This is a genomic window from Bacillus sp. R86525 (assembly GCF_042466195.1).
GTDB lineage: Bacteria > Bacillota > Bacilli > Bacillales > Bacillaceae_G > Bacillus_A > Bacillus_A nitratireducens.
On record NZ_JAXHPX010000007.1, the window covers coordinates 857,263 to 883,115 of the forward strand.

At 36.5% G+C, this 25,853-nt stretch carries 32 protein-coding genes and 1 other annotated feature; of the genes, 18 read left to right on the top strand and 14 right to left on the bottom strand.

Annotation, left to right across the window (positions count from 1 at the left end; all coding sequences use genetic code 11):
- Nucleotides 1–4: 4 nt before the first annotated feature.
- Nucleotides 5–1,120: an aminopeptidase gene (locus SJY24_RS06895; RefSeq protein WP_000654729.1), complete on the bottom strand. Its 1,116-nt coding sequence runs from the start codon at nucleotides 1,118–1,120 to the stop codon at nucleotides 5–7.
- A gap of 187 nt (nucleotides 1,121–1,307) precedes the next feature.
- On the opposite strand from SJY24_RS06895, the gene SJY24_RS06900 reads away from it, so the two are divergent.
- The 5 genes from SJY24_RS06900 (at nucleotide 1,308) to ccpA (ending at nucleotide 5,861) form a co-directional block, all read left to right on the top strand.
- Nucleotides 1,308–1,817, top strand: coding sequence for a DUF948 domain-containing protein (locus SJY24_RS06900; protein ID WP_377864181.1), 510 nt, complete (start codon nucleotides 1,308–1,310; stop codon nucleotides 1,815–1,817).
- Between the two features lie 2 nt (nucleotides 1,818–1,819).
- A complete protein-coding gene (gene ytxJ, locus SJY24_RS06905; RefSeq protein ID WP_377864182.1) occupies nucleotides 1,820–2,146 on the top strand; it encodes a bacillithiol system redox-active protein YtxJ in 327 nt (108 codons plus the stop codon).
- A gap of 113 nt (nucleotides 2,147–2,259) precedes the next feature.
- A complete protein-coding gene (locus SJY24_RS06910) occupies nucleotides 2,260–3,276 on the top strand; it encodes a CamS family sex pheromone protein (protein ID WP_377864183.1) in 1,017 nt (338 codons plus the stop codon).
- A gap of 236 nt (nucleotides 3,277–3,512) precedes the next feature.
- Nucleotides 3,513–4,586 carry a bifunctional 3-deoxy-7-phosphoheptulonate synthase/chorismate mutase gene (locus SJY24_RS06915; RefSeq protein WP_377864184.1) on the top strand — a complete coding sequence of 358 codons (1,074 nt, stop codon included), beginning with the start codon at nucleotides 3,513–3,515 and terminating at the stop codon, nucleotides 4,584–4,586.
- A 276-nt stretch (nucleotides 4,587–4,862) separates the two neighbouring features.
- Nucleotides 4,863–5,861 carry a catabolite control protein A gene (ccpA, locus tag SJY24_RS06920; RefSeq protein WP_377864185.1) on the top strand — a complete coding sequence of 333 codons (999 nt, stop codon included), beginning with the start codon at nucleotides 4,863–4,865 and terminating at the stop codon, nucleotides 5,859–5,861.
- 34 nt (nucleotides 5,862–5,895) lie between these two features.
- Here ccpA and SJY24_RS06925 read toward each other — a convergent pair whose 3' ends face one another.
- The 3 genes from SJY24_RS06925 to dhp61 form a co-directional block, all read right to left on the bottom strand.
- On the bottom strand, nucleotides 5,896–6,258 hold the full coding sequence (locus SJY24_RS06925) for a DUF4288 domain-containing protein (protein ID WP_377864186.1): 363 nt from the start codon (nucleotides 6,256–6,258) through the stop codon (nucleotides 5,896–5,898).
- A 15-nt stretch (nucleotides 6,259–6,273) separates the two neighbouring features.
- Complete coding sequence (locus SJY24_RS06930; RefSeq protein ID WP_377864187.1) at nucleotides 6,274–6,510, bottom strand: DUF3949 domain-containing protein; 237 nt, start codon at nucleotides 6,508–6,510, stop codon at nucleotides 6,274–6,276.
- 80 nt (nucleotides 6,511–6,590) lie between these two features.
- Nucleotides 6,591–6,887: a protein Dhp61 gene (dhp61, locus tag SJY24_RS06935; RefSeq protein ID WP_377864188.1), complete on the bottom strand. Its 297-nt coding sequence runs from the start codon at nucleotides 6,885–6,887 to the stop codon at nucleotides 6,591–6,593.
- Between the two features lie 152 nt (nucleotides 6,888–7,039).
- On the opposite strand from dhp61, the gene SJY24_RS06940 reads away from it, so the two are divergent.
- Entirely contained in the window at nucleotides 7,040–7,312 is a 273-nt protein-coding gene (locus tag SJY24_RS06940) for a DUF3917 domain-containing protein (RefSeq protein WP_377864189.1), read from the top strand.
- 47 nt (nucleotides 7,313–7,359) lie between these two features.
- Here SJY24_RS06940 and mscL read toward each other — a convergent pair whose 3' ends face one another.
- The 3 genes from mscL to SJY24_RS06955 all read right to left on the bottom strand — a co-directional run bounded on the left by mscL (nucleotide 7,360) and on the right by SJY24_RS06955 (nucleotide 9,579).
- Entirely contained in the window at nucleotides 7,360–7,764 is a 405-nt protein-coding gene (gene mscL / locus SJY24_RS06945; protein WP_097833105.1) for a large-conductance mechanosensitive channel protein MscL, read from the bottom strand.
- 128 nt (nucleotides 7,765–7,892) lie between these two features.
- Nucleotides 7,893–8,819: a Gfo/Idh/MocA family protein gene (locus tag SJY24_RS06950; protein ID WP_377864190.1), complete on the bottom strand. Its 927-nt coding sequence runs from the start codon at nucleotides 8,817–8,819 to the stop codon at nucleotides 7,893–7,895.
- Nucleotides 8,820–8,898: 79 nt separating this feature from the next.
- A complete protein-coding gene (locus tag SJY24_RS06955) occupies nucleotides 8,899–9,579 on the bottom strand; it encodes an ankyrin repeat domain-containing protein (RefSeq protein ID WP_377864191.1) in 681 nt (226 codons plus the stop codon).
- Between the two features lie 149 nt (nucleotides 9,580–9,728).
- On the opposite strand from SJY24_RS06955, the gene SJY24_RS06960 reads away from it, so the two are divergent.
- The 3 genes from SJY24_RS06960 to SJY24_RS06970 all read left to right on the top strand — a co-directional run bounded on the left by SJY24_RS06960 (nucleotide 9,729) and on the right by SJY24_RS06970 (nucleotide 12,308).
- Nucleotides 9,729–11,183 (top strand): sensor histidine kinase, encoded by a 1,455-nt coding sequence (locus tag SJY24_RS06960; protein WP_377864192.1) that lies wholly within the window; start codon nucleotides 9,729–9,731, stop codon nucleotides 11,181–11,183.
- Nucleotide 11,184: 1 nt separating this feature from the next.
- Nucleotides 11,185–11,874, top strand: a complete 690-nt coding sequence (locus SJY24_RS06965) for a response regulator transcription factor (RefSeq protein ID WP_377864194.1) — start codon at nucleotides 11,185–11,187, stop codon at nucleotides 11,872–11,874.
- A gap of 146 nt (nucleotides 11,875–12,020) precedes the next feature.
- Nucleotides 12,021–12,308 carry a hypothetical protein gene (locus SJY24_RS06970; protein ID WP_377864196.1) on the top strand — a complete coding sequence of 96 codons (288 nt, stop codon included), beginning with the start codon at nucleotides 12,021–12,023 and terminating at the stop codon, nucleotides 12,306–12,308.
- Nucleotides 12,309–12,365: 57 nt separating this feature from the next.
- Here the strand turns inward: SJY24_RS06970 and SJY24_RS06975 are convergent, their stop codons facing one another.
- From SJY24_RS06975 to acuA, 4 genes are all read right to left on the bottom strand, one after another.
- Nucleotides 12,366–13,241: an alpha/beta fold hydrolase gene (locus SJY24_RS06975; RefSeq protein ID WP_377864198.1), complete on the bottom strand. Its 876-nt coding sequence runs from the start codon at nucleotides 13,239–13,241 to the stop codon at nucleotides 12,366–12,368.
- A gap of 120 nt (nucleotides 13,242–13,361) precedes the next feature.
- A complete protein-coding gene (gene acuC / locus SJY24_RS06980; protein ID WP_097882801.1) occupies nucleotides 13,362–14,528 on the bottom strand; it encodes an acetoin utilization protein AcuC in 1,167 nt (388 codons plus the stop codon).
- A complete protein-coding gene (locus SJY24_RS06985) occupies nucleotides 14,525–15,169 on the bottom strand; it encodes an acetoin utilization AcuB family protein (RefSeq protein ID WP_000634566.1) in 645 nt (214 codons plus the stop codon). Before SJY24_RS06985 ends, acuC begins: the two co-directional genes overlap by 4 nt.
- A 17-nt stretch (nucleotides 15,170–15,186) precedes the next feature.
- Complete coding sequence (gene acuA / locus SJY24_RS06990; protein ID WP_002112293.1) at nucleotides 15,187–15,819, bottom strand: acetoin utilization protein acetyltransferase AcuA; 633 nt, start codon at nucleotides 15,817–15,819, stop codon at nucleotides 15,187–15,189.
- A gap of 176 nt (nucleotides 15,820–15,995) precedes the next feature.
- Here acuA and acsA point away from each other — a divergent pair, with 176 nt between their 5' ends.
- The 6 genes from acsA (at nucleotide 15,996) to tyrS (ending at nucleotide 21,268) form a co-directional block, all read left to right on the top strand.
- On the top strand, nucleotides 15,996–17,714 hold the full coding sequence (acsA, locus tag SJY24_RS06995) for an acetate--CoA ligase (RefSeq protein WP_363381018.1): 1,719 nt from the start codon (nucleotides 15,996–15,998) through the stop codon (nucleotides 17,712–17,714).
- Nucleotides 17,715–17,802: 88 nt separating this feature from the next.
- Nucleotides 17,803–18,360 (top strand): maltose acetyltransferase domain-containing protein, encoded by a 558-nt coding sequence (locus tag SJY24_RS07000; protein WP_377864200.1) that lies wholly within the window; start codon nucleotides 17,803–17,805, stop codon nucleotides 18,358–18,360.
- Between the two features lie 66 nt (nucleotides 18,361–18,426).
- Entirely contained in the window at nucleotides 18,427–18,882 is a 456-nt protein-coding gene (locus tag SJY24_RS07005) for a hypothetical protein (protein ID WP_377864202.1), read from the top strand.
- Nucleotides 18,863–19,408: an RNA polymerase sigma factor gene (locus tag SJY24_RS07010; protein WP_377864204.1), complete on the top strand. Its 546-nt coding sequence runs from the start codon at nucleotides 18,863–18,865 to the stop codon at nucleotides 19,406–19,408. Before SJY24_RS07005 ends, SJY24_RS07010 begins: the two co-directional genes overlap by 20 nt.
- Nucleotides 19,389–19,634: a hypothetical protein gene (locus SJY24_RS07015; protein WP_001293781.1), complete on the top strand. Its 246-nt coding sequence runs from the start codon at nucleotides 19,389–19,391 to the stop codon at nucleotides 19,632–19,634. The genes SJY24_RS07010 and SJY24_RS07015 overlap by 20 nt, the downstream gene beginning before the upstream one ends.
- Nucleotides 19,635–19,711: 77 nt before the next feature.
- Nucleotides 19,712–19,941: a binding site (T-box leader), on the top strand.
- Nucleotides 19,942–20,011: 70 nt separating this feature from the next.
- Entirely contained in the window at nucleotides 20,012–21,268 is a 1,257-nt protein-coding gene (tyrS, locus tag SJY24_RS07020) for a tyrosine--tRNA ligase (RefSeq protein ID WP_377864206.1), read from the top strand.
- 78 nt (nucleotides 21,269–21,346) lie between these two features.
- Here the strand turns inward: tyrS and SJY24_RS07025 are convergent, their stop codons facing one another.
- Nucleotides 21,347–21,649 carry a YjdJ family protein gene (locus tag SJY24_RS07025; protein ID WP_377864207.1) on the bottom strand — a complete coding sequence of 101 codons (303 nt, stop codon included), beginning with the start codon at nucleotides 21,647–21,649 and terminating at the stop codon, nucleotides 21,347–21,349.
- Nucleotides 21,650–21,836: 187 nt separating this feature from the next.
- Between SJY24_RS07025 and SJY24_RS07030 the strand changes: the two genes are divergently transcribed.
- Nucleotides 21,837–21,965 carry a hypothetical protein gene (locus SJY24_RS07030; protein ID WP_000050938.1) on the top strand — a complete coding sequence of 43 codons (129 nt, stop codon included), beginning with the start codon at nucleotides 21,837–21,839 and terminating at the stop codon, nucleotides 21,963–21,965.
- Between the two features lie 379 nt (nucleotides 21,966–22,344).
- Here the strand turns inward: SJY24_RS07030 and rpsD are convergent, their stop codons facing one another.
- Complete coding sequence (gene rpsD / locus SJY24_RS07035; RefSeq protein WP_377864208.1) at nucleotides 22,345–22,947, bottom strand: 30S ribosomal protein S4; 603 nt, start codon at nucleotides 22,945–22,947, stop codon at nucleotides 22,345–22,347.
- A gap of 398 nt (nucleotides 22,948–23,345) precedes the next feature.
- On the opposite strand from rpsD, the gene megL reads away from it, so the two are divergent.
- The gene (gene megL, locus SJY24_RS07040) at nucleotides 23,346–24,521 is read left to right on the top strand and encodes a methionine gamma-lyase (protein WP_377864210.1); all 1,176 of its coding nucleotides are present in this window, start codon (nucleotides 23,346–23,348) and stop codon (nucleotides 24,519–24,521) included.
- A gap of 62 nt (nucleotides 24,522–24,583) precedes the next feature.
- Here megL and SJY24_RS07045 read toward each other — a convergent pair whose 3' ends face one another.
- Complete coding sequence (locus SJY24_RS07045; protein WP_377864211.1) at nucleotides 24,584–25,063, bottom strand: GAF domain-containing protein; 480 nt, start codon at nucleotides 25,061–25,063, stop codon at nucleotides 24,584–24,586.
- Nucleotides 25,064–25,210: 147 nt separating this feature from the next.
- On the opposite strand from SJY24_RS07045, the gene refZ reads away from it, so the two are divergent.
- Nucleotides 25,211–25,849 (top strand): forespore capture DNA-binding protein RefZ, encoded by a 639-nt coding sequence (refZ, locus tag SJY24_RS07050; protein ID WP_000814942.1) that lies wholly within the window; start codon nucleotides 25,211–25,213, stop codon nucleotides 25,847–25,849.
- Nucleotides 25,850–25,853 lie beyond the last annotated feature (4 nt).

Below are 25,853 nucleotides of genomic sequence, written 5' to 3' on the forward strand. Positions count from 1 at the left end.
TTTATTATTTTAAGTTCTCTGGATTTAAAGCTTCTAATTCAGGAACAACGAAGCGTCCGTCTTTACGGATTAGTACGTCGTCGAAGTAAATTTCGCCGCCGCCATATTCAGGGCGCTGGATGCATACTAAATCCCAGTGAATGTTCGAGTTGTTGCCGTTCCATGCATCGTCGTAAGCTTGTCCAGGAGTGAAGTGGAAGCTACCATCGATTTTTTCATCGAATAGAATGTCTCCCATTGGATGCAAGATGTATGGGTTTACGCCGATTGCGAACTCACCAACGTAGCGTGCACCTTCGTCTGTATCGAAGATTTTGTTAATGCGCTCTGAATCGTTTGCAGTTGCTTCAACGATTTGGCCGTTCTCAAATTTAAGTTGTACATTTTCAAATGTATAACCGTTGTAAGGAGATGGTGTATTGTAAGAAACTGTACCGTTAACAGAATCGCGAACTGGTGCAGAGTATACTTCACCGTCCGGAATATTTAAATGACCCGAGCATTTAATAGCTGGAATGTCTTTAATAGAGAATGTTAAGTCAGTTCCAGGACCAGTTAAGCGAACTTTATCTGTTTTATTCATTAATGTAACAAGGCTATCCATTGCCTTATCCATTTTACCGTAGTCTAAGTTACAAACTTCGAAGTAGAAGTCTTCGAAAGCTTCTGTGCTCATTTTAGCAAGCTGTGCCATAGAAGCATTTGGATAGCGAAGAACAACCCAGCGCGTTTTCGGAACGCGGATGTCTCTATGAACTTTCTTACCAACTGTTTGACCGTGAACTTTCATACGTTCACTTGGAACGTCAGCTTGTTCGTTAATGTTATCGCCAGAGCGAAGACCGATATAAGCGTCCATATCTTTCATTACGCTCGCTTCATATGCAGCGATTTGTTCGAAATGTTCTTCAGTAGCACCCATTAATAAAGAGCGATCTACTTGATGATCTTTTAAAGAAACGAATGGGAAACCACCAGCTGCATATGCTTCTTTTACAAGTGCAGTTACAAGTTCTTTTTGTAAGCCAAAGTTTTCAATTAATACTTTTTCGCCTTTTTGTAAGCGGATAGAGTAGTTAATTAAATTGTATGCTAACTTTTCAATGCGTGGATCTTTCATATGTAAAGCCTCCCTACTAATTATGTATCCTCTCCTATTGTAACCTACTTAGTGGAATTTGTTGAATCATTTATGTTAAAGTTAACGAATAAGTATGAAAATTCTAATGAAAAGATAGGGATTAGAATGAAACGGAAAATGATTGTATAATGGGAGAAAGTATGAAAAAGATAAAGGAAGTGATGAAATGCAAGTTCTTCTATATGTAAGTGCGGCTATTATCGCGGTTGCTTTCGCAGTATTAGTAGTGTATGTATGCAGAACGTTGTTATCGGTTCAGAAGACGTTAGAAAACGTTGCGAGCACGTTAGAAGGTTTAGAAAAGCAAATGCAAGGAATAAGCGTAGAGACGGAGCAATTATTACATAAGACAAATGCGTTAGCTGATGATATTCAACAGAAGTCACAGTCGCTAAATAAAGTAGTAGAAGGTGTGGATGGAATCGGAACGACGATTCACTCTTTAAATACGAAGCTTCGCAATGTATCAGAGTCTGTTACGGACGAAATTGAAAATAATGCAGATAAAGTAGCACAAGTTGTGCAATGGAGCAGTGCAGCAATTGAAGTATACAACCATTACCGTTCTACGAGACAAGAGAAAAAGGCTGAAAAAGAAGAGCGTAAACTTGAGAGAGCTGAGCAGAAGGCTGAAAAGAGAGAGAAGCGCTCTAGACTTCGCATGAGAGGTGAGTAACGATGAGTATGATGAAGATTGGAACAATTGAAGAACTTGAAGCGTTAGTAGAAAAGAACGAGCCTTACGTTCTTTTTAAGCATAGTACGACATGCCCAATTAGTCACGGTGCATATACTGAGTTTCAAGCGTATTGCGGTGAAGAAAGAGAAGTGCCAGCATATTACTTATACGTACAAGAGGCGAGAGATGTTTCGAACCATGTTGCAGAGCAGTACAGCATTAAACATGAATCTCCGCAAGTGCTATACATAAAAGATGGAATGGTAGTATGGCATACATCGCACTGGAATATTAAAAAAGAAGCTTTAGAAGAAAATGTAAAATAGGGGGAGGCAAGCGAAGGGCTTGCTTCTTTTTTATTTTGTTGCAATATATTTAGTGGTACACTATAGATACTTTAAAACTAAGTAAATTGACTTTTGAAAGTGGGTTTTAAGCAATGAAGAAAATGGCGTTATTCATCGCAAGCTTAAGTTTATTACTGGGGGCTTGCAGTAATAATACTATTGAGAAGAAAGATGAAGTTGTACAGAAAGATACGAAAGAAAAAAGTATGATTCCAAGAAATGCTGTTTCTAAGGATTACTATAGAACTGTTATCCCTTTAAAAGAACAAAAGGTAATTAATACAGTTAATGTTAAAACTAATTCTAAACTAGATTTGGCAGAATATGAAAATGGTTTAATGAATATTGCTTCAAAACAATTCGATACAGAAAATTACGTATTACAATTAAATCAATATATTCCAGAGAAAACAATTGATGAATTAGTTACGAAACAAGAAGTACCAGTTTTGACTAATATTATAGAACAGGACTACTTCGGCAAACAGAATTCAAATGAACTAAGCTTATCTGGTGTAGTTATTGGTTTATCTATGTCTTCAAGTGTATCTAATGAGGAAGCTATTTCTAAAGGTACTGAAGTCGCTAAGGGGCTTATAGAAGCTATTAATAAAAATGATAAATATAACAAATCTCCAATTACGTTTGCTATATTTAAGCAAGAAAGCACAAGCTCTTTAAAGAATGGTACTTATATTTCAAGCGCTACTGTTCAAAAGAACGAGACTAACCTTGGAAATTGGGATACTATTGATGAAAAATCGTATTCGTATCCTTCTCAAGAATTTGCGGGAGCACAAGGAGAAGACAATAAAAAGTTAGATGATTTTTCAGATGCAATAAAGAAATTCTCTCCAGGAGATTATATCCCTGTTAATGCTAAAATTTCTTATAAGCAAAATAAGATGGACAAATTAAAGATGGATATTGTCGTTAAATATAATGGTAAGTCAGAATTAATGGCGCTTTCTCAAATGGCTGCTCAAAGTATGTTAGAAAAATTCCCTAAAGATGCTAAAGTTCAATTACAGATAAAGTCTGAGAATAAAATCGAGGCTGTTATTATAAAAGAGAAGAACAGCGATAAACCGTTCGTTTCTTTCTTATAAAATAAAAAAGACAGTTTTTAAGCTGTCTTTTTTTATTTTATAAATTCCCCATAATATAGCAATTTAAATTTGTACTACGGATTTTCTGCTTTCTTATTATGCTATTTCCACGTCTTTTTTCTATCTGTTTCATACATTATTCTATGTTGTATATCGTGTGACAACCTCGTATGTATCAGCTATAATAAATTATCTTAAAAAAGTTAATGAAGGAATTTAAAAGAGGTGGTTTTCTTATGGCATCACAAGAATTAGATCGATTACGTTCTAGCATCGATCAAATCAACCTACAATTATTAGAGTTATTGAATGAAAGAGGCCGTCTCGTACAAGAGGTTGGAAACTTAAAAGAAGTACAAGGTGTGAAACGTTTTGACCCTGTACGTGAAAGAGAAATGTTGAATTTAATTACGGAGAATAATAATGGTCCATTTGAAACATCGACCTTACAACATATTTTTAAACAAATTTTTCAAGCTGGTTTAGAACTACAAGAAGACGATCATCGCAAAGCGCTACTTGTTTCTCGTAAGAAAAAAGCAGAAGATACGATTGTGGAGATTAATGGAGAGAAAATTGGCGATGGAAATCAACATTTTATTATGGGACCATGTGCTGTAGAAAGTTACGAACAAGTACGCCAAGTTGCAGAAGCAATGAAAGAGCAAGGTCTGAAACTAATGCGTGGTGGTGCTTTCAAGCCTCGTACATCTCCATATGATTTTCAAGGTCTTGGATTAGAAGGATTGCAAATTTTACGCCAAGTTGCAGATGAATATGATTTAGCTGTTATTAGTGAAATTTTAAATCCGAATGATATTGAAATGGCATTAGATTATGTTGATGTTGTTCAAATTGGCGCTCGCAACATGCAAAACTTCGAGCTATTAAAAGCAGCCGGTGCTGTAAATAAGCCGATATTATTAAAGCGTGGTTTATCCGCAACAATTGAAGAATTTATTAATGCGGCAGAATATATTATGGCAGAGGGGAACGGTAATATCATTTTATGTGAACGAGGTATTCGCACATATGAAACAGCAACGCGTAATACGCTTGATATTTCCGCTGTGCCAATTTTAAAGAAAGAAACACATTTACCTGTCGTTGTCGATGTAACACATTCTACAGGGCGACGTGACCTTCTATTACCAGCTGCAAAAGCGGCAATGGCAATTGGTGCTGATGCTATTATGGCTGAAGTACATCCGGACCCAGCAGTTGCATTATCAGATGCAGCACAACAAATGGATATTCCAGAATTCAATGAGTTTATGAAAGAATTAAAAGCATTCGGAAGTAAATTATAAAAAGATTTTTTAGTCTATGTAGCCGTTGTTATATAGACTTTTTACAAAAATTGCCCTTTTTTGCATAAAAAATACGAAAATACGAGAAAAGAAGCGAATTTTTTCGAAACTTTTGCGGGAAAATATTGTATGAGCCTGCGTTTTTATCGTATCATTAGTAAAAGGAAGAACTCGGGACGATTGTTGGCATCTGCAAATAGAGTTGATGTCTTTTTTTCATTCAAGTGAACCGATACATAAAAATAGATAACATAAATAGAAGGAGTGTGCGAAGAGATGAACGTAACAATCTATGATGTAGCTCGTGAAGCAAATGTTTCAATGGCTACCGTATCACGTGTTGTGAACGGTAACCCAAATGTAAAGCCTACAACAAGAAAGAAAGTATTAGAAGCAATTGATCGTTTAGGATACCGCCCAAATGCGGTAGCACGTGGACTAGCAAGTAAGAAGACAACTACAGTGGGTGTTATTATTCCTGATATCTCAAATACGTTTTATGCAGAACTTGCTCGTGGAATCGAAGATATCGCAACAATGTACAAATATAACATCATTTTAAGTAACTCTGATCAAAATAAAGAGAAAGAGTTTCACTTATTAAATACGATGCTTGGAAAACAAGTGGACGGGATTGTTTTCATGGGTGAAGATATTACAGATGTTCACATTGAAGAATTCAAAAAATCTCCAGTACCGATTGTATTAGCAGCATCATTTGATGAGCAAAATGAAACGCCATCAGTAAATATTGATTATACACAAGCAGCTTATGATGCAATGACGCATTTTATTGAGCAAGGACATAAACGTATCGGTTTCGTCTCTGGTCCTTTCATTGATAAAGCGGGAAGCGCGAAGAAGTTACAAGGTTATAAAAAGGCTTTAGAAGAAGCTGGTATTTCATATGATGAAAATCTTACAATCGATGGAGATTACACATATGATTCAGGTATCGAAGCATTCGAAAAACTTTGGAGCATGGATGAGAAGCCAACAGCAATCTTCGTATCTTCTGATGAAATGGCACTAGGTGTAATCCACGCAGCACAAGACGCTGGATTAAACGTACCAACTGATGTAGAAGTGCTTGGCTTTGATAACACACGCCTTGCATTAATGGTACGCCCGCAGCTTTCAACAGTTGTACAACCAATGTATGATATCGGTGCAGTAGCAATGCGTCTATTAACAAAGTATATGAACAAAGAAAAAGTGGAAGATCACACTGTTATCTTACCTCACCGCATCCAATTTAGAGATTCAACGAAGTAAGAATAAAAAAGCTCACAGCGATAGCTGTGAGCTTTTATTCATATTCAGGGTAGTATTTTTTTACTACTGTATCTACAGTTTCATTTTTCTTAACATGTAAAAATCTTGCGTACAATTCTTTTCCTGTATCAAATGGCGTATCGTCTAACTCGAAAACATGAAGCACTTTTCGAAATTTCCACGTTATTTGCTGATCGTACATATTATCGTACGTATCTACAGATTGTATAGCTACCTTTTCCCCTAGTTCATGAGCCTCTTCTAAACTGTTTGCTTTAACGAGAATAATACTTTCTTCAAAAAGCGTATCGTGATTCTCTTCATAATGCTCATCCATTTTACTAGGATGAGGATCACCTGAATGAACAGATTCAAACAATAATTTTACAGCATACATATGAGAGTGTTCTCCTTATGCTTGATGTTTTACTCTATAAACAATACTTGCTACAAGTGAGGCTGGTATTGTAAATACATTACTTTGATAATGGTAATGTACTTGAGATTCTTCATAAGACATATTATCGTATAGTTCATTTTGTGAGACGTTCATTTTTTTCTGTTTTTCTTTGAGCATTTTAATGTAGTTATACTGTATTGGAACGAGAATGATGAAATAGGCTAATACGATTAGTGAAATCCAGATCATTATGAACACTCCCTCACAAAGAACATTTATATATAACAATTATATCAATAAAAAGAAAAAATAACCATTTTTTCTTTGAGCTAATTTTCTTCTAAAAATGCGAGCAGTTCTTCTTGGTTTCTTAAATTGCGATCAATACATGTTTGAGCAATACATTTTAATCCTTGTAATAATGTGTCTATGTACAAAGTATCGTACTGAATTATATTTCCCTCTACCATTGTTTCATCTTTTTCCAAGTTAATTGATATTTTTAGTACAGCTGTATTGCTTTGCAAATTTACAACGTCGATGCAAAAAAACTGTTTTTCTAAGTCAATCGTAACATAATCGAATCTTTCGGCTAGCTCCAAATTGCATGTGGTAGTGTATTCCAAATGAAAGCCTCCTTATTGTGTAAGTGTATGTTGTAATGCTTTCGCTACAGTGGGGGAGATTCCTTGTTATATGTCACACAAGTGCAAATTTAACTATTATAGGGCAATGTCATGTATAATAGAAAGAAAAGGCTTGTGAGGGGGGAGAAGAGATGATCGTTCTTTGGATAATTACGCTTTGCATGACCGCTATTTTTGCATATATGACGTTAAAACAAAATGGCTTAAAGCGATTTGTTCCAGGAAGTATTCTTGCAGGAATCGCCCTTATCACGTATGTAATTTCTATTTTTATTGAAAGTATTTCGATAGATTTAAGTACGAGTTTAATGTTTATTGGTATTACACTATTTGCAGGTAGCATTATGGTACTTATGGTTGCAGGTATTATTATATTTATTCATATGAATTCGGAAACGTTATAGCATAAAAAAAGGCATGTCCCTAAGGGGCATGCCTTTTATCCGTTCAATTATGCTCTATCTTTAGAAGAGTTTTGTTGTTTTAGTAAGTCGCGAATTTCGCCAAGAAGAACTTCTTCTTTTGTTGGTTCTGGAATTTCTTCTGTCTTTTCTTCCTCTTCTTCTCTTTTAGATGTTAGTTTATTGAAAACTTTAACAAACATAAAGATAGCAGCTGCAATAATTAAGAAATCAAAAATAGTTTGGATGAAGTTACCATACATAATAGATGATTTACCGAATGAAATTTTTAAATCTGTAAAGTCAACGCCACCTAATACCATACCAAGTAATGGTGTGATGATATCTTTTACTAAAGAACTAACGATTTTACCGAATGCAGCACCGATTACAACCCCGACAGCTAAATCAATTACATTCCCTTTGAACGCGAATTTTTTAAACTCGTTCCACATGTGTCAATCCCATCCTTTCCACGATTCATTATGAAATTTATAATTCCTATCAACATATTCTATAGAAATTTGTGATAGAAATAAAGAGGAAATGGGAATGAAAGTAAATTCTGAAAAATGTATCCGTTTTAATTTTTGTTTGCCGAATGCAGTAAAGATTGGAGCAATTGCTGTGTTTTTAACCCTTCTAATCCATCTACAACAGGCTTTGTATTTCCGTGTACACATTCGATAAAATGATGAACAGCATCTTCAAAGCCACGTTGTTTTAACGTTGTATCCCATGATGGTGAACCGCTTTGTGAAACGGAGTTTTCTTGTTCAATTTCAAATGTATTCATATTTTTTACGCGAATGATTTTCCCTGTCGTTACAAGTTCAATTTGCTCTAAATTTGTACCTGCATGGCGATGCATTGCGGTAGAAAGTAATAGTCCATTTGAAGTTGTATATGTATGATGTCCGTAAAGAAGTTCATTCTTTTCATTGATTTGCATCATATTGTGAACGACGTTAAGTTCATCATTAGCTAACCAGCGAGCAGTATCTACAATATGTAAGTAATCATCTAACATAGTAAATTCGTACGTATATGGCCCCACCTTATTTGTGCGGTGCTTTTCAATTCGAATCCATGAAATATCATGAGCTTGCTCTTTGGCAGCAACGTACATAGGAACGAATCGGCGATTAAATCCGACCATTAACTTTCGGTTATACTTCTCGCTCAACTCGACTAGTTTCTCAGCTTGTTCTACTGTAGCTGCTAGCGGCTTATCAACATAAACATCGATTCCTTTTTTCAGAAGTTCAGAAACGATTTCATAATGTGTAGCAGTTGAACTATGAACGAAGATTGCATCGCATTCCGAAGCTAACGTTTCAATAGAATGAAAGTCTTGAATACGGTATTGCTGGCAAACTTGTTTCCTTTTCTCCGCGTTAGGTGTAAACGCCCCTACAAAATCCCAATTTGTTTCTTTTGTAAGTGTTGGAAGATAGGCTTTTTGTGCAATACTTCCAAGTCCAATCATCCCAATTTTAGGTTTGTTCATGTTTATTCCCACCCTATTAATATTAATGTAACGGGTTAAATGTAGCATAGGGTGGGGGAGGAAGGCAAAAAATAGCTTTTTATTTACGTCCGTCTAACAAAATCTTCTCTATCTCTTCAAAGTTATGAGCGCGAGCATGTTCTAGCGGTGTAACACCATCGTTGTCTGGAATGTTTACATCTGCACCGTGTTCAATAAGAAGGCGAATGACTTGTTGTTGTGTTTCATCTCCGTTACTTAGTACGATGGCTTCCATTAAAGCTGTCCATCCGAGGTTATTTACATGGTTTACATCGATATTTGTTCGGGTAAGGAGTTCTTTTATAACATCAATATAGCCATGTTCTGAGGCGGGGATAAGGGCTGTTCCACCGTAACGATTCGTAAGCGATGGATCTGCGCCGGCATCAATCGTTAGTTTTAAAATATCGAAGTAACCTTCTGCACCGGCGTATAGAAAGGGATTGTTTTTCATATCGTCTTGGATATTTACGTCAGCCCCTGCTTCAATAAGCACTTTTGCAGTTTTTATATCATTTTTGTATGTAGCAATCATAAGAGGAGTACGTCCTTTATTGTCTGTTATATTTATGTCAGCCCCTTTTTTGAGTAACGATATAATAGTGTCTGTTTCCTGTTTCTCAGTAGCTGCTAGTAGCGCTGTCTCCATGTTTGTCATCTCCTTTTTAACTTCTTGTTCTTGCGAGCAACCTTGCAAAAAAATTACGCAACAGATCATGCTTAATGTTTTTTTGAACATGGAATTTCAACCTCCTCATTTCAACTGTAAAATAAGAAGATTAAATTTTTATAAACTGACGCTAAAATTACTATAAAATCGCTTGAGTATTTGAACATATATTTTTATGCTTATGAATATGAAGGATGGGTAAAGTGAGGATGTAAATGATGTCTATTAAAACAAGGTTTTTATTTTCTTATATTGCCGTGATTCTTGTTTCCATTACGCTTATATTAGTCGCAGGATTTTTAATTGTTTTTTCAATAACAGGCGACTTGCAGTCAGTGAAAAATTTCTATAAAAGTTCTTACATTCAAAAGCCGCTTACGGCAGAAGAAGAAAGTGCTTTTCTTGAATTGAAATTAGCGGCAAAGCAACATCAATCGCAACTATTAGATGAATCGTTCGTTTCATCAATTGAAGAAGAAGGTGTGAAAATAGCTGTAAGAAAGGGAGAAACTATTTCATATGCTTCGAAAGAATTTGAAAGTTCAGCCTTAACAAAAGCTCTTCCAAAATTCGAGAAGACAAATATTAATAGTCGTGGTACAACGGAACTAAATGGCACATTTTATCGATATGTAAAATTTGATTTTTATTTTCCTGGGGATGAAGAAGGGAGTATATTTGTACTAAAAAGGCAAAGTTCATTTGTCGATCTTACACAAAAATTATTTCCGATTTTGTTTGTAGCGCTTTTACTGTTAGCGATGTTACTCATTGGATTAGTAAGTTATTTCGTCTCAAGAAGTGTGATAAAACCAATTTTTGTATTGAAAGATGCGACTGGGAGAATTAAAGAAGGAAATTTAGATTTTCAAATTCCAGTTACATCGCATGATGAGATCGGGCAATTAAATCAAGGGTTTGAGGAAATGAGAAAGAAATTAAAAGAGTCGATAGAGATGCAAACACAGTATGAAGAAAATCGAAAAGAGCTCATTTCGAACATATCTCATGATTTAAAAACACCGATTACATCTATTATCGGATATGTGGAAGGCATAAAAGATGGAGTCGCAAATACGCCAGAAAAAATGGATAAGTATTTAACGACCATTCATACGAAGGCAAAACATATGGATACACTCATTGATGAGCTCTTTTTGTTTTCGAAGCTTGATTTGAATCGAGTTCCTTTTCAGTTTGAAACGATAGAATTAAACATGTTTATGCAGGAATTATTAGAAGAGATGCAGATGGATTTAAGTGAGGAAGGTATAGAAGTACATTTACAATTACATTCATCACCACTATATGTAACGGCCGATTGCGAAAAGATAAATAGAGTTATATCAAATTTAATTCATAATAGTGTGAAATACATGGATAAAGAAGAGAAGGAAATTACTGTAACAGTATTAAGTGATAACAATAAAGTTATTGTGAAAGTAATGGACAATGGATCAGGTATAGAAGCTGATACGCTGCCGTATATATTTGAGCGGTTTTATCGTGCAGAGCAATCGCGAAATTCTAGCACAGGTGGAAGTGGACTTGGCTTAGCGATAGCGAAGCAAATTGTTGAAGAACATGGCGGGGAAATTTGGGCGGAAAGTAAGCTTGGGGAAGGTACAAGTATTTTCTTCTCATTGAAAAAAGTACAGGAATGTGGTGAGTAGAATGAAGAGAATTTTACTAGTAGAAGATGAAATAAGTATTGCAGAATTACAGCGAGATTATTTAGAAATTAGTGATTTTCAAGTCGATGTAGAACATTCAGGAGAAGTAGGTCTACAAATGGCTCTTCAGGAAGACTATGACTTAATTATTTTAGATATTATGCTTCCGAAGATGAATGGATTTGAAATTTGTAAACAAATACGTGCTATTAAAGACATTCCAATTTTACTTGTTTCAGCAAAGAAGGAAGATATAGATAAAATTCGTGGACTCGGTTTAGGGGCGGATGATTATATAACGAAACCGTTTAGTCCAAGTGAATTAGTCGCAAGGGTAAAAGCGCATATTTCTCGTTATGAAAGATTATCAGGGAATATGGTTAAGAAGCGTGATACATTATACATTCACGGGATTTCTATTGATCAGCGGGCTAGAAAAGTTTTTATAAATAATGAAGAAGTTGCGTTTACAACGAAGGAATTTGATTTATTAACCTTTTTTGTAATGCATCCAAACCAAGTGTTAAATAAAGAACAATTATTTGAACGTATTTGGGGATTAGACTCAGCTGGCGATTTAGCAACGGTTGTTGTTCATATAAGAAAGCTACGTGAAAAAATTGAAAGAGACCCTGCTCACCCGCAATATATTGAAACAGTATGGGGAGCTGGTTATCGGTTTAATGTGTAGTGGACCTGTCGAGTGATTGACAGGTTTTTTTATGTGCATTGGTGTATTTCAGTTGCGATTTGAATTGAAAAGGGGGAAATAGGTAATTTATGTTAAAATATAAAGAGAAATAAAACATAGGAGAGCATGAGAGGGCGTGCTACATTTTGGGAGATACATTAAAAGATAATAAATCAAACAAGGCCTTAAGGATTGGAACTAATATTATAATTATTTTATTAATTATTGGTGCAATACAAATGTTTTATGATGAAGATTATACAAATGATCATTTCGGCTGGTTATTTTTGGTGTTAGGTTGGATAGTTAGAAGCATCTTTAATATTACGATAGGTTTAAAAGACGGAGATAAAAAGTCAGTATTGCTTGATGTAGGTTTGGTGCTCTTTTCCTTTTATCTTTTATTTTTATATAGTACGAAATATTTTTTCTGAAAATTAAGCTCATAGTCTTATAGAGACTTTGAGCTTTTTGTCAGTGTTTAGATCTCATCAATAATAACGGTACTGGCGTAATGATTTATAAAATGTTTGAGTAGTAGAAGTAAACTGAGTAGCTTCTTCTAAAAAAGGATAATGGTTACTATCCTTAAATGGAATGAAGATAGAATTACTTATGCCACTATGCATCTCGATAGAATACTGAATCGGGCACTGTACATCGTGTCTTCCGCATGTAATAAGGGTCTTTGTTTGGATGGAAGGTAAATGCTCTCTTAAATCAAACGATGGATATTCATTGGAAAAAGCATTCATCCGGCTAGCGGACATTGCTTTTTCAATTGGTTTACCAAAATAAGAGTTGTAGTTTTCTGGTTTATACAATGATAATTTTGTTCTCTTAGTAGATAGTTCTTTCCGTTCTTCACTTGTAAGGTGAGGGCTTTTTAAGTTTTCAATGAGTTGTTGCATATAATGAAACTGTGGATGTGCTGGGTGATAAATGCAAAATGGTGTTTCGGTATAGTTACTTGCTGCGGCTCCGACGATAACTAATGATTGCAAGGAAGTTGGATATGTAATGGCATATAAAAGTCCAAGCATACCGCCTGTTGAATGACCAGCGAAATGCCATGTTGGAAGTTGTAAAGCTTCTCTTATTGCTTCTAAGTCGTGAATCGTTTCAATCATACCTAATTCGTTTTCTACTTTGGCTTTTACAGAGTTACCAGCGTCTCGTAAATTAATGAGGAATACACGATGTGTAGAAGTGAAAACATCTGCAAAGTAATCGCCAGTTTCATTAAATTGTGAATAGTGATGTGTAATACAAAGCGGTTCGCCATTTCCTTTTGTAAAGAGTTCAAATGTGCCGCGTTTCGTGTTGATTATTTGTTGTTTCCACATAATATCACGACCTTTTCTCATAAAAGTTGGACCGGTTAATTATTAAATAAAATATATCAGCGATTTTTGAAATATATCGACTTACCAACAAAAACCGACAATAAATAAAAGGAGGCTATTCAAAACGAGCCTCCTTTTTGCTTAGTACAAAGATTTTGTCATATTATTCCGAATAATTTCAAGGGATTTCGCTACAGTTAATGCGTTCTTTTCTTCAATTTCTGGTTTTCGAGGGATAGGTTTATACATGTTGTCTGGATCTTCCCATGTGAGGGGAAGGTCGGTTTCTGCTTGTCCTTTCCAAGCATCAATCCATTCTGGAGGGAGATAACCTGAGATGTTTTGGATGTTGTTCATTTCGAGCCAAATGAGTGCCCAAGCTCTTGGGACGACGCGCCAGTGGTCATAGCCACCGCCGCCGACAGCGATCCAGCGACCGTCGCAATATTCGTTAGCGATTTCGCGAGCGAGCTTCGGTATTTCACGGTAAATGTTCATCGTTGCGCAAAGGTGTGTAAGTGGATCGTAATAATGTGCATCAGCACCATTTTGCGTTAAAATAATATCCGGTTTAAAGTATGCTGCCACTTCTTTTACAACTGTTCGATATGAATCTAAAAACGATTCGTCTTCTGTAAAAGCGTCGAGTGGAACGTTAAAAGAATAATTATATCCATTTCCTTGTCCACGTTCATTTACTGCGCCAGTTCCAGGAAATAAATAACGCCCAGTTTCGTGTAATGAAATGGTGCATACGTTAGGATCGTCGTAAAAAGACCATTGTACCCCGTCACCGTGATGAGCATCTGTATCAATATATAAAACGCGTAAACCGTATTTCTTCTGAATATATTTCATTGCGATAGAGCTATCGTTATAAATACAAAAGCCAGATGCTTTACCACGGAAGCCATGATGTAAGCCGCCGCCTAAATTGAGGGCGTGCTTTACTTTTCCGGAAAGAACAGCATCGACAGCTGTTAATGTACCGCCAACGAGTAATGCACTTGCTTCGTGCATATTTGGAAACATCGGTGTATCTTCTGTTCCGAGTCCATATGTCATCGCAATTGATTTTTCTAACTTACCTTCTCCAGCACGTTTTACCGCATTTATGTACTCCTCTGTATGAACGTAGGCAATCTCTTCATCTGTAGCCATCCGTGGCGCGATGACTTGAGAGGGAGAGATAAAACCGCTCTTTTGTAATAAATCATACGTGAGTGTGACGCGCAGTTGGTTAAAAGGATGATCAGGGCTAAATGAATAGCCCCGAAAGTCATCCGAATAAATGAAGGCGCTACTCATGCTTGCATCCCCATTATGTTCGGCCATAAAACACGATAGCCTTCTGCTTCAAGTGCATCAATCACTTTTAGCGGATTCATCGTTTGAATGCGGAAAACGAGTACTTTATCATTCTCATCTTTTGCTGGGTAGACGAGAACGCTCACGATATTTATTTGTAAATCACTAAAAATAGCAACAACTTTTCCGAGAATACCAGGTTCATTTTTTACTTGAATTTCAATTTGTGAACTTGGTTGATGTGCTCCTGTTAATTTCACTAACGTGTGCAGTACCGTAGATTCAGAAATGATTCCCACTAACTTTCCAGCCTTTGTAACAGGGAGACAGCCAATTTTATTTTCAAAAAATAAAGTAGCAATTTCCTCAACGAAATCAAGAGGATGGCAAGTCATAACAGGATGTTTCATAATAAGTTCAAGTGGTTGCTTCAGCATATCGAGTGAAACTTGTTCATCTAAAATAGACGGACTGGCATCTCTTACATCCCGATCAGAAATAATGCCTACGACATGATTATTTTGATCGACAATTGGAATGTGCCGAATGCCTTTCGTGCGTATCGTTCGGATTGCTGTTTCAATTGTATCGTTTGGATGCAAGGTTACTACATCTTGATTCATAATTTCTTCTACAATCATTCCAGTTGCCCCCTTTATTAATACATAAAACGATTGTGAAAACGTAGACGATCAAATGCTTGAATAGAATCCGTATCAACACGTTTACCGATGCGGACCATTAAACAGTTAGCAGGATGTGAACAAATTTCAGGATCATCTGTAGCCATCCATTGTAAGCCACCAGCATTCATCATTTTTTCCATTACTTTTCGGTATTCCCAAACATTTAAGCCTGTTTGTTTTAAATCCCAGTGCCAATAATATTCAGTCGTTAATATAATGTAATCCTCCATATGATCGTCCATCATTGAAACTTCTAATAAGTTTTTTCCGACAGAGCAACCGCGAAAGGCTGGGACAACTTCAATCGCCCCAAGTTCAATTAAGTTTTCAATCTTTCCTTCTGACCATCGCTCGAGCGGATCAGGATACAAGTATGTAACATATCCAACAATCGTTTGGTCATGTCTAGCAATAATGAGACGAGCTTCTGGTAATTTAGAAATTTCGACAATTGCTTTATATTGCTGCTCGGCAGGACGAAACGCAATTAAGTCCGGATGGAATTCATACATTTCAAGATTATGTGTAGAGACAGGACCTTCAATAATTAAAGTGCCTTTCGCTGTTTTTAAGTTTCTGGCATTATATATTTTTTTATGAATCAATTTATTGCTCACCACCTTGAGGGTTTGTGAATCTATTAATATCGTACTTTATAATATATGCGATGTGAATCGAATTTTGTCATTAAAAATTTGTCTAAAAATCAACAAATATACTGAAAATTTTTAATAATATCATTATAATAGATAATAGAATACATAGGAGGGGGATGTAAAGTATGAAAGTGGAAACGCTTCCTGTCATTAAAGGAGAAAATAATTTGCCGAATTATGAAGAGGCATACGCGAATTTTAACTGGGAAGAGGTTAATAAAAATTTTACTTGGAATGAAACAGGCCGAGTGAATATGGCGTATGAGGCAATTGATAAGCATGCGAAATCCGATCGAAAGAATAAAGTGGCACTTTATTATCAAGATGGATCGCGAAAAGAGAAATATACGTTTAAGGAAATGAAGGATTTTTCTAATAAAGCAGGAAATGTCCTGAAAAACTATGGCGATGTTGAGAAAGGCGATCGCGTTTTTATTTTTATGCCACGTTCCCCAGAATTATATTTCGCGCTTCTTGGTGCAGTGAAATTAGGGGCAATTGTTGGACCGTTATTTGAAGCATTTATGGAAGGTGCAGTTCGCGATCGTTTAGAAGATAGCGAAGCAAAGGTGTTAATTACAACTCCTGAATTGTTAGAGCGCATACCATTAAATGATTTACCAGCTTTAAAAACTGTCTTCCTTGTTGGAGACAATGCAGAAGAAGGCGGTAAACTTGTAGCGTTCAATCCTTTATTTGAACAAGCTTCAAAAGAATTACATATCGAATGGTTAGGCCGTGAAGACGGTTTAATCCTTCATTACACATCTGGCTCTACTGGTAAGCCAAAAGGCGTCCTTCATGCACAAAACGCAATGGTTCAGCACTATCAAACTGCAAAATGGGTACTGGACTTAAAAGAAGATGATGTATATTGGTGTACAGCTGACCCAGGCTGGGTAACTGGAACAGCTTACGGTATTTTCGCACCGTGGTTAGTAGGGGCATCAAATGTTATTTTAGGTGGGAGATTTAGTCCAGAAGCGTGGTACGAAGCGTTACAAGATTACGGTGTAACAGTTTGGTATAGCGCACCAACAGCGTTCCGGATGTTAATGGGAGCTGGACAAGAAGCAATTAAAAAATATGATTTATCACAAGTTCGTCACGTATTAAGCGTTGGTGAACCGTTAAATCCAGAAGTAATTCGCTGGGGTATGAATGCATTTGGACTTCGTATTCATGATACGTGGTGGATGACAGAAACAGGTGGACAAGTTATTTGTAACTACCCTTGTATGGAAATCCGTCCAGGTTCAATGGGTAAACCAATTCCAGGTGTGAAAGCAGCGATTGTTGATAATGAAGGAAATGAAGTTCCTCCATACACAATGGGTAACTTAGCAATTGGTAAAGGTTGGCCAGCTATGATGCGTGGAATCTGGAATAACCAGCAAAAATATGAATCTTACTTTATGCCAGGAGATTGGTACGTATCAGGTGATTCAGCTTATATGGATGAAGACGGATACTTCTGGTTCCAAGGACGTATTGACGATGTAATTATGACGTCAGGTGAGCGCGTTGGTCCATTTGAAGTAGAAAGTAAATTAATCGAGCACGCTGCTGTTGCAGAAGCTGGTGTAATTGGTATTCCTGATCCAGTGCGCGGGGAAATCATTAAAGCATTTATCGCGCTTCGTGCAGGATACGAACCATCTGATGAATTAAAAGAAGAGATTCGTCAATTTGTGAAAAAAGGTCTAGCAGCTCATGCAGCGCCAAGACAAATTGAATTTAGAGATAAATTACCGAAAACGAGAAGTGGCAAAATTATGCGCCGCGTATTAAAAGCGTGGGAGTTAAACTTACCAACAGGTGACTTATCGACGATGGAAGATTAAAAGAGGAAGGGTCTGAATGAATACGTTCAGACCCTTCTTTTTTATGTTATTATAAACTTATATATACGTGTTGGAAGGGGAGAAGGAAATGAAAACAGAAAAAGAAAAGATGATACAAGGGGAAATGTACATACCGGCTGATCCCGTTTTAGTTCAAGAGAGGGAGCAAGCTCGTATATTAACGAGAAAATTAAATGAAACACCAGAAGTAAAACTAGAAGAACGTAGTGCAATCGTAAAAGAACTATTCGGAACGACTGGAGATAACATTCATCTTGAATCTTCTTTTAGATGTGATTACGGTTATAACATTCATGTCGGCGAAAATTTTTACGCGAACTTTGACTGTACGATTTTGGACGTATGCCCAGTTACAATCGGAGTGAACTGTATGTTAGCTCCAGGTGTTCACATTTATACAGCAACGCACCCGCTTGATCCAGTAGAGCGCATAAGCGGATCAGAATATGGAAAACCAGTTACAATTGGCGATAACGTATGGATTGGCGGAAGAGCGATTATTAATCCTGGTGTAACAATTGGAGACAACGCGGTGATCGCATCTGGCGCCGTCGTAACGAAAGATGTGCCGGACAATGTAGTAGTTGGCGGAAATCCTGCAAAGATTATTAAAAAAATAAAATAATATTTGAACGAAGTGCCTTCCTCGTCTGTATACATTTATGAAAGAATAGATGAGGGAGGCTTTTTTATGTCTAATAAATTACTTCTTGCTTTTGCTTTACTTGGAATTATAGTCGTATTTTCTTGTGGTTTGCTATTACCGATGCCAATCGGATTTAAAGTATCAATGATTACAGCTGGGGTCATGATGATCGTTATGTTTTCAATCATTATTCCATTTGATAGAAAACATATAGTACGGAAAAATGGATATAAAATTGATTTTACAAAAACAAAAGTGTATTTTCGCTGGAATGTATTTGATACAATTTCGGCTTGTCTGGCAGTGTATGCATGTATATGTGTGCAAGCATTAAACTTGTTAGTTTCAACCGGTCATACAATACAAAACCCGTATGTTCAATTTTTTACGAATCAATCGCAAGTATGGATTATTGTCGCAAGTGCATATTTAATTTCCCGCATTTCATTAACGTTAAAAGGAATAAAGGAGATCAAAAATCATGGCGCAGATTGGGATTGAGGAGGAGCTCATGCTTGCGTATCAAAGTGGAGATAGACAGGCGGGAGAAAAACTATATGTTTTGATCAAACCAGCGCTATACACATTTTTATATCGATTTAACCGAGATGAACAATTAAGTATCGATCTCGTGCAAGATACGTTTTTGACGTTAGAACGTAAGAAACATATGTATGAACCTGAAAAAGGCAAAATAAAAACGTATTTATTTCAAATTGGTTATCGTCTTATGATTAATAAACTAAATAGAAGAAAAAAGTGGCGTACGCTTTTGCCGTTTTTAGTGCCGATTCAGGAAAAAGAATTTTCTATCGAAGACCGGCTCACGGTAAGAGAGGCAATTTTGAAGGTTCCTGAAGAACAGCGGGCTGTCCTTATTCTTTCTTATTATCATGATATGCAGCAAAAAGAAATTGCAGAGATATTAAACATTCCCATTGGAACAGTGAAATCGAGACTCCATAACGGAATAAAGAAATTGAAACAATTGCTGGAGGTGGATGAAATTGAGCGAAAATCCCTTTAAGAGTGAATATAAATTAAAACAGCATTTAGATAGTGACCATGTAGAAATACCGGATTTTCCAAAAACGGTAAGTCGTTTCGATCGATTAATCGGATTTCTTGGTTCTCCAGCGAAAGATCCTGTGGAGGCGACGATTGGGAATGATTTATCGGTTGTATTTCATGTATCGTTATTAGTTGGTGTTCCAATTCTTTCTCTTATTACGATACTCTTTGCGACGTTGTAAAGGATTGGCAAGGAGAGAAACCCGACCTCTATTTGACACGCCTATATAAATGATGGTATAAAGAAAAGTATATGAATAATTGAGCGTGGAAAGGGAGAAGTAGTGATCATTTCCCTGTTTTAGAGAGCTGATGGCCGGTGAAAATCAGCACATAGATGATCGCGAATTACGCCCCTAGAGCATCTTTTTTCGATTGAATTGTATTCAAAAGGGAAAAGACGGTGCTAAGCCGTTATGTAAATAAGGTGGTAGGCTTTTTTTTGCCTGCAACTAGGGTGGTAACGCGATAATCAAAATCGTCCCTTATTTAAAGGGGCGATTTTTTTATGTTTTCAACCTTCACGCCAGTAATGAACTTAAAGGAGAGTATGTAGGATATGGGTATTTTACAAGATCTTGAATTTCGCGGTCTAATTAATCAGCAAACAGATGCTGAGGGACTTGAGCAATTATTAGAAAAAGAAAGCGTTAAATTATACTGTGGTTTCGACCCGACAGCGGATAGCTTACACATCGGTCATATGTTACCAGTATTAATGTTACGTCGTTTCCAATTAGCTGGTCACCAACCAATCGCACTTGTTGGCGGTGGTACTGGTATGATCGGTGACCCAAGTGGTAAAAAAGCAGAACGTACATTAAATACGAAAGATACAGTTGCTTACTACACAGAAAGCATTAAAAACCAACTTTCAAACTTCTTAGAATTTGAAAACGTGGACAACCCAGCAACAATGGCTAATAACTATGATTGGCTTGGTAACTTAGATGTAATTTCATTCTTACGCGATATCGGTAAAAACTTCGGTTTAAACTATATGTTAGCAAAAGATACAGTAGCATCTCGTTTAGATACTGGTATTTCATTCACTGAGTTTAGTTATATGATTTTACAATCATACGACTTCTTGAACTTATACCAAAACCATAATTGCCGTCTACAAATCGGTGGTAGTGACCAATGGGGTAACATTACAGCTGGTCTTGAATTAATCCGTAAATCAGAAGAAGATGCGAAAGCGTTCGGTTTAACAATTCCACTAGTTACAAAATCTGACGGTACGAAGTTTGGTAAAACAGAAGGCGGCGCAATTTGGTTAGACCCAGAGAAAACAACTCCTTACGAGTTCTACCAATTCTGGATTAACACAGATGACCGCGACGTTGTTAAATACTTAAAATACTTCACATTCTTATCTCATGAAGAAATTCTTGAGCTTGAAAAGCAAGTAGCTGAAGCACCAGAAAAACGTGCAGCACAAAAAGCATTAGGATCTGAAATGACAAAACTTGTTCATGGTGAAGAAGCATTAGAGCAAGCGATTAAAATTTCAGCTGCATTATTTAGCGGTTCTGTAGCAGAACTGACTGCAAGCGAAATCGAGCAAGGATTCAAAGACGTACCATCTGTAGAACGCACTGTAGAAGATACAGTATTAATCGACTTACTTGTAGAAAGCAAAATCTCTCCATCTAAACGTCAAGCGCGTGAAGATGTAACGAATGGTGCAATCTACGTAAACGGTGAGCGTACACAAGCATTAGACTACGTTGTAACAGAAAACGACCGCATCGAAGGTAAATTCACAATCATTCGCCGCGGTAAAAAGAAATATTTCTTAATTCGTTACTAATCAGAAACGAATGTAAAACAAATAGTACCCCGAATGGTAGGCTGAAAAGTCTATCGTTCGGGGTTTTTATGTATGCATTTAAATTGTCTCATGATTTCTTTTAAATAGAATATGAAGAATTAATACGAGCATATAAAGTAAGCTGATTAGCATAACAATAAATGCTGTTGGATAAAATTTTGCCGCATATATAAAGAAATCGATTTGATAAATATCTTGGTAATTTGAAATGGTGCCTTTAAAGTAATTCGTAAACTTAGCGCTATATTTCCATTCATCGGGATAGTCTATTAAATTACTCCCTTGGTACCAACTAATCAAAGCTGAAGTAATAAACAGCATAAACGAACTGCCTAGTTGAACCATTTGGTTTATTGTCAAAATGAATTACACCCCCATTTTCTGGTATTATATCGTAAGAATTTACTTTAATAAACCATTTCGGGGATAAAATATAGTTAGTAGTTCTGTAACTTTTTTGTTTTAATCTCCTTTTCGAGTTCATACGGAAATCACATGTAAGCGGTATGATAAACGTATAACAAATAGAAAGGAGTGGTAAAACAAAATGTCACTAGAAGCGCTCATTATTTTTTCTTTGCTAAATGCGGGTCAGCTTGCAGAGCATTCGAAGGTTGATGTACATAAAGAGCAGAAAGATGCTTATGTATATGTTCAAAAAGAGGAAAATAAATAATTTTAATATATAAATAAAGGCTGCCAGAGAGAACGTTTTAGTTTCTTTGGTAGCTTTTTCTATTGAGATATAATGTGGAAGTAATGAAAAAAGGGGTAGTCTGGAAACGAAATGATTATATGTTTAAGGGAATAAGTATAACAGCATGTAATGAAGATGAATTATAAAATTTTGCACAATAAACGGAGCTAGTATTAAAGAGAATCCAATCGTTGGAATGAATAAAAGAGAAGTAAGGACGATTATCCATACTTCATGAAAAAACTTTCTTGAAGTATCTTACTATACATACGGCATTTATATAAATAAAAAAAGCCCAGGCCCCTTGATAAACAAGGTTCCTGAGGCTTTTAATAATACTCTTTGCAGAGTACCGAGATTAACGAGAGTAGAACTCTACGATTAATGCTTCGTTGATTTCAGCTGCTAACTCAGAACGCTCAGCGTGACGAGTGTAAGTAGCTTCTAACTTATCAGCATCGAAAGTTAAGTATTCTGGTACGAAGTTGTTAACTTCGATCGCTTCTTTAACAACAACAAGGCTGTTAGATTTTTCGCGAATGCTGATAGTTTGGTTAGGTTTAACGCGGTAAGATGGGATATCTACGCGAGCGCCATCAACCGTGATGTGACCGTGGTTTACTAATTGGCGAGCTGCACGACGAGTGCGAGCTAAGCCCATACGGTAAACTAAGTTGTCAAGACGAGCTTCAAGAAGGATCATGAAGTTTTCGCCGTGCTTACCAGGCATTTTACCTGCTTGGTCAAATGTGCGACGGAATTGACGCTCAGTCATGCCGTACATGTGACGAAGTTTTTGTTTCTCTTGTAATTGTAAACCGTATTCTGAAAGTTTCTTACGTTGGTTAGGACCGTGAGGACCTGGTGCGTAAGGGCGTTTTTCTAATTCTTTTCCTGTGCCGCTTAGAGAGATTCCAAGACGACGAGACAGTTTCCAAGCTGGACCTGTATAACGAGCCATAGTTGACTCCTCCTTTAAAAATGTTTTTATTTTCGTAAAATAAAAACAGACGTAATCGATATTTACGGGTATTTTGTTTTCATGTACCTTCGCTCCAGCAGCAGGGAGTTACGAGATACACCTCCGCAGAGGAACAAAATACAAACGATAAACTCACATTACAAGGCTGCCTTTTTATTTTACACAAACGCTATTATATCTTTTACCCAGAGTTTCGTCAAGCGACTCCCTTTTTGTTTTATGCATATAAATTTTGGAAATTAACAAGAAGGAATTTAAAACAATATAAAAGAAGAGATAGAAACACAAATAAAACGCTTACATAAAATGTAGTAAAAACGTTCATCAGTTTTTTACTGGTGGATATGTCGCAATAAAGACATAAGGGGGATGTTTTTATGAAAAAGAAACATATAGAGACAGCATTAATTCATCACGGTTATGAATCAAATGAAAATAAAGGGAGTTTAACACCACCTTTATTTCAAACTTCTACATTTACGTTTGAGACAGCACAGCAAGGTGAAGCGAGTTTTGCGGGAGTAGATCCATCTTATATTTACTCAAGGCTTGGAAATCCAACTGTGAAATTATTTGAAGAGCGTATGGCGGTGTTAGAGGGAGGAGAAGAAGCGCTTGCCTTTGGATCTGGCATGGCGGCTATTTCAGCAACTTTAATTGGCTTTCTAAAGGCTGGAGATCATATTATTTGTTCAAATGGATTATATGGGTGTACTTACGGTTTTTTAGAAGTGTTAGAAGAGAAATTTATGATTACGCATTCGTTTTGTGATATGGATACAGAGGCTGATATTGAAAATAAAATCCGCCCAAATACAAAGCTTATTTTCGTTGAAACACCGATTAATCCAACAATGAAATTAATTGATTTGAAACAAGTTATTCGGGTTGCGAAGCGAAATGGCTTACTTGTGATTGTTGATAATACGTTTTGTTCACCTTATTTACAAAGACCACTTGAACTTGGCTGTGACGCTGTTGTTCATAGTGCAACAAAATATATTGGTGGCCATGGTGATGTTGTAGCCGGTGTAACGATTTGTAAAACAAAAGCGCTAGCTGAAAAAATTCGCCCGATGCGAAAAGATATCGGTGGTATTATGGCGCCGTTTGATGCGTGGTTATTGTTACGCGGGTTAAAGACGTTAGCGGTAAGAATGGATCGCCATTGTGATAATGCAGAAAAAATTGTATCGTTCCTGAAAAATCATGACGCGGTAGAAGGTGTTTGGTACCCAGAAGGGGAATTAGCATCTCGCCAAATGAAACGTGGCGGCGGTGTTATTTCTTTTTCAATAAAAGGTGGAAAAGAAGAGACGCAAGCGTTTATCAATGACCTTCACTTTATTACGATTGCGGTAAGTTTAGGTGATACAGAAACATTAATTCAGCATCCAGCAACGATGACGCACGCTGCGATTCCAGCTGAACTAAGAAAAGAAATGGGTATTTTCGATAATTTAATTCGTTTATCTGTCGGTTTAGAATCATGGGAAGATATCGTTTCTGATTTAGAGCAAGCGTTACAGAAAATATCTACTGTGAATCAATAAAAAAGAGTGAGTTATCGGTTTCGTACATGACGTACTAAATCGACAACTCGCTCTTTTCTTTTTTAAATATGTTTTAGGAGTGTTTCCACAAACTTTTCTAAATAGTGCTGATCTACTTCGTCAAAACGATTTTTTTCAGGACTATCAATATCAAGTACACCAATGACATTTCCTTCTTTCAGAATCGGTACAACGATTTCTGAATTAGAAGCACTATCGCAAGCGATATGTCCTGGGAATTGATGGACGTCCGCCACAAGCTGCGTTGTTTTCATTTCCGCTGCTGCGCCGCAAACGCCTCTTCCGAAAGGAATACGTACGCAAGCAGGCATTCCTTGGAATGGTCCAAGAACAAGCTGATTTCCTTCTGTTACATAAAAGCCAACCCAATTAACGCGATCTAAAAATTGGTTTAATAGTGCGGACGCATTTGATAAGTTTGCGACTACGTTTGATTCGCCAGTTAATAATGCATCCAGTTGTTTAATTACTGTCTCATATTGCTCTTCACGAGATCCTGCATAACTTTCTTTTGTAAACATGGAAACAACTCCCTTTTTAGCGAGATATGTAAAACGATAGCAAAATACGATGTATTTCACATGACTTTGTCGATAGAAAATTAAAGGAATTTGTCTTAAAAGTCAAGAAATTTAAACTATAGCTGTTCAGTGAGAGGAAGTGAGCGCATGAAACAGACGAAACAAAAAGTAATTGATGCGGCAATATCGTTGTTTAACACGAAAGGTTATGATGGAACGTCGGTGCGAGAAATTGCAAAGCGAGCGGATGTGAATGTAGCGAATATTTCATATTATTTTGCTGGAAAGCAAGGTTTATTAGAACAGCTTATTACTGACTTTTTAGAAGGATATATTCATGTAATTGAAACGTCATTTGAACAGAGAGAATATTTATCGGCTAAAGATGTGATGGCGCAAATGGTGCGCGGGATTTTACGATATCAATTTGATAATAGAGAACTGACACGTTTTTTTTATAGAGAGCTTTCGCTTGATACGACATTAATTCGTGAAGTGATGACCGTTTATTTTTCTAGAGAAAGATATTATATAGAGCAAATCATTAAAAAGGGACAAATGAAACAAGAGTTTAAAAAGGTATCTTTTACAATGTTTATGACGCAATTAAAAGGCATGATAAATATGCCGTTTTTATATCCACAATATATATCAGAAGTGTTGCATTCTTTTCCGTCCGAGACATTTTTCCTAGAAATGTACACGAAAGAAATTGAGCAATGGATGGAACAAACATTATATAAAGCGAATATGTACTATGAATTGCCAAGAGCTGTTCATATGTGAAAAA